General features: G+C 39.1%; 3 protein-coding genes. All 3 read right to left on the bottom strand.

The annotated features are described in order from the left end of the window. Nucleotides 1-15: 15 nt before the first annotated feature. From IJS99_02085 to IJS99_02075, 3 genes are read right to left on the bottom strand one after another with little or no spacing between them, the layout of a single operon-like run. Nucleotides 16-1113, bottom strand: a complete 1098-nt coding sequence (locus IJS99_02085; GenBank protein ID MBQ7560611.1) for a tyrosine-protein phosphatase — start codon at nucleotides 1111-1113, stop codon at nucleotides 16-18. 14 nt (nucleotides 1114-1127) lie between these two features. Continuing rightward, on the bottom strand, nucleotides 1128-1568 hold the full coding sequence (locus IJS99_02080; GenBank protein ID MBQ7560610.1) for a MerR family transcriptional regulator: 441 nt from the start codon (nucleotides 1566-1568) through the stop codon (nucleotides 1128-1130). A gap of 17 nt (nucleotides 1569-1585) precedes the next feature. After that, nucleotides 1586-2992, bottom strand: a complete 1407-nt coding sequence (locus tag IJS99_02075; protein MBQ7560609.1) for a sel1 repeat family protein — start codon at nucleotides 2990-2992, stop codon at nucleotides 1586-1588. Nucleotides 2993-3215: the final 223 nt, after the last annotated feature.

Genomic DNA, 3215 nt, shown 5'->3' with positions numbered 1-3215 from the left:
TTAAGGAAGAAAATATTAATTCATAATCCGAGACTTCAGCGCGTCCAAATCTGACTCACTCATACCCGAATCAAGTAAAAATTTTTCTGCATATGGCGCAAGATTTATAGACTTCATGTCAACGTTTTCATTATTTACTACAAATTTCAGCATTTCATCAAATATTTCACTGACTAAGACATTATATTTTGACGGCTCATTTTCGCGTGTAATCCCGTAATAATTAGCGTAAGAGAGCATAAAATCATTCACTAATTCATCATATGACGCACCAGCAAGCGCACCAATCACAACACTTGCAAATCCGGCTCTGTCTTTACCCTCTAAGCAATGAATCAAATACGGGCCTTCATGCTTTGATAATTCAGCAAGACCGTCAGCTAACTTTTTTCTGTATGTGTCCGAATGAAAATCTGCGCCCAGTTTGATAGGAAAAACGCATTTATTCTCGTACAAATTCAGGAAATAAGGCGAGTTAAAATCTGATTTGGCGATAATTTTTTTGATGTTTTCGTCATTGTCTGCCAGGTTGAGAATATATTTTACTCCTTCACGCTTAATTAATTTATCAACGTAAGAGGCTCTGTTATGCTCATTATCACAGGGCGACGCAGAACGGTACACAAAATTTTTCTTAAGGCGGCCGATATTCATTGCTCTAAAATTTGCAAACACTTCATCACTTGCGTATAAATTCCTGTCGTTGAAGTATTTAATGTCTCTAGCTTCCTGAACAGCTTTATACTTTCCGCGCTGATTCAATGAAATTATCACAGAGTCAGACTCTTTCATGCCTAAATCAAGCCATGAATCAGAACCGAAATTATTTTGCAACCAAATATTTTCTCGCCCCGGATATGCAATTAAAATCGGATCGCCAATTTTCGTGTAATAGCCGTTATAGTATGGAATATCTGTTAAAGTTTTACCGTTCGAGAAATTAATATTAACGCTGTCCCCGTATTCAAAGCCTAAAGAATTAAATTTTTCGATTGAGCAGTCAATAATTATTCCGCCGAAAGTTGTCTGATGAGAGATTCTAAATTTCTCCTCCGCAAATGAACATGACACGAACGCAAATAATATCAAGATAACAGCAGCAAATTTTTTCATGACTCATAACTCCTTTAAATAATTTTGTGCAGACTTTCTTCTGCTTTGCGGAATTTTTCAGGGACCTTGCGTTTTTTCACCGCTGACACTGACCCGGCCTCGCATGCTTTCTCGTAGAACCAGCATTTATACTCGATTACATCAAGAACGTTTTGCAAATTCTTTAACTCTTCACGCAAAATATCGCGCCTCTTGTGAAATATTTCGAGTCTCTCGTTTAGTGCATCGTCGCCCTGTTCTAACATGTCAATAAAATTTTTTATATCCTTGATTGACAGCCCCGAACGCTTGAGACAATTTATTAATTTAATGCTTCTAACGTCATCATCACTGAAGACTCGAATATTATTATTATCGCGTTTCAAATCAGGCAATAATCCCTGACTGTCATAATATCTCAAAGTTGACGCGGGCAGACCGGTTAGCTGCGAAATTTCTTTTATTGTGTAGGGCAAAATATTATTTCCTCCATTTATAATTTACCAAGTCTGCGAAGAGATTTTAAAGCCTCCTCGTTATCTTGTTCTGCTGCAAGTTTATAAAATTTTACCACTTGATTTATGTCCCGCCGGACTCCTTCTCCGTTTTCGTACATTTGACCGAGCGATAATAAGGCCTCTGAATGATTCTTATTTGCTGCGAGCTTGAAATATTTTAGTGCCTCATCGTAATTTTGCCTTAAATCTTTGCCCGTTCTGTAAAGGTGTCCCATTATGTATTGCGAGTCTGAATGTCCCTGTAGAGCTGCTTTGCTCCAGAGTTCTACGGCCCTGCGCTTGTCTTGATTGACTCCTTCGCCGGAATAATAGAGGAATCCTAAATAATATTGCGAGTCTGCGTCTCCTTTTGCTGCTGCACGTGAATAAAATTCTGCTGCTTTGCTGTAATCTTGACTCACTCCCTGACCCTGATAATAAATATTTCCTAATTTTACGAGTGAACGCAAATGATCTTGTTCTGCTGCCTGCGAGAAATATTTTATTGCCTCGTTGTAATTGTGTGAGCCTTCATAAATAAGCCCTAAATTATATTGTGATTCTGCGTGTCCTCGTGAAGATGCCTGCTTTAACATTTGAATCGCTTTATCGGAGTCAGGTTTTACTCCGTCGCCGTTGAAAAAATTCATTCCCAGCGTGAACAAAGAGTCTGGGTCGTCCTCATAATAATTTAGTCCTTCGGGAGCTTCTGTTGAGTTAGTTTGCGCGTTAGGATTGATGAAAATTTTTATTTCCTGAGTCCCGCCGTCTGAGTCAAATTTCAAATTATAAGCGTCTAAGATTTCGCCGTTTTTGCCGGGGAGACTTGTAATTTTGCTATATTTTATGTGCTTGCCTGAATGAGTGTACAATTTTTCGAGATAAATTTTTGCTGCTGTCTGATTAATTGCTTGAACGGGGTTATCTTTGCTTGCGAAGGGTTCTTTTTTCTCGTTCAGGAATGCAAATTTTTCCGGATGAGTGCTTATCTCGTTTTGAAGACGTGCTATAACGCTTTCGGGTGAGTCTAATTCTTTAATTGCGCTGAACATTTTGCCGGCCTTCTTGTCATAGAGTTCGACGCATACAGAATAATACACACAGAATGCGAAAATAATTTTTTCCTGCTGAGTTAATTTGCTTCTAGCTGCGTCGAGTGTGCCGAGTGCTGAAAATGGGAGTCTAATTTTGTCGGCTTCAGGGATAGCTAAATTTTTCATGAGAATATCAGCAAGTGAAATATATACATTATTTAATTCTGACGGTGTTAATTTATAGTGCGTTAATTCATTCAGGACGAACAACAAATCAGCGCGGGACTCTAGAATCTCATCAGGCAGATTTGAATCACTCGCGGGCAATAAATTTATTTCTGTCTTGAAGTCTGCTTTACTGAATATCAATGCTTAATCACTCCTTGCGAAAACGTATATTACCGCCAAAGCCGCCGAGCGGGGTGGGTGGGTGGGAGCGAGGCGGCAGTCGATAAACTTTTTTATGACATTATACACAAGGACGGAAAAATTATATTACTCACTAGCATTAACGACATATTTAGCGCGAAAAAATTTTTATTGCCCGTATCGGGGGGCCCCCCAGAAAAACAGGTGCCCCCCCAACCCCATT

This window comes from Synergistaceae bacterium, from assembly GCA_017444345.1.
In the GTDB taxonomy this organism is placed as follows: Bacteria; Synergistota; Synergistia; order Synergistales; family Aminobacteriaceae; genus JAFUXM01.
This window is presented reverse-complemented; position numbering and strand designations above follow the sequence as displayed.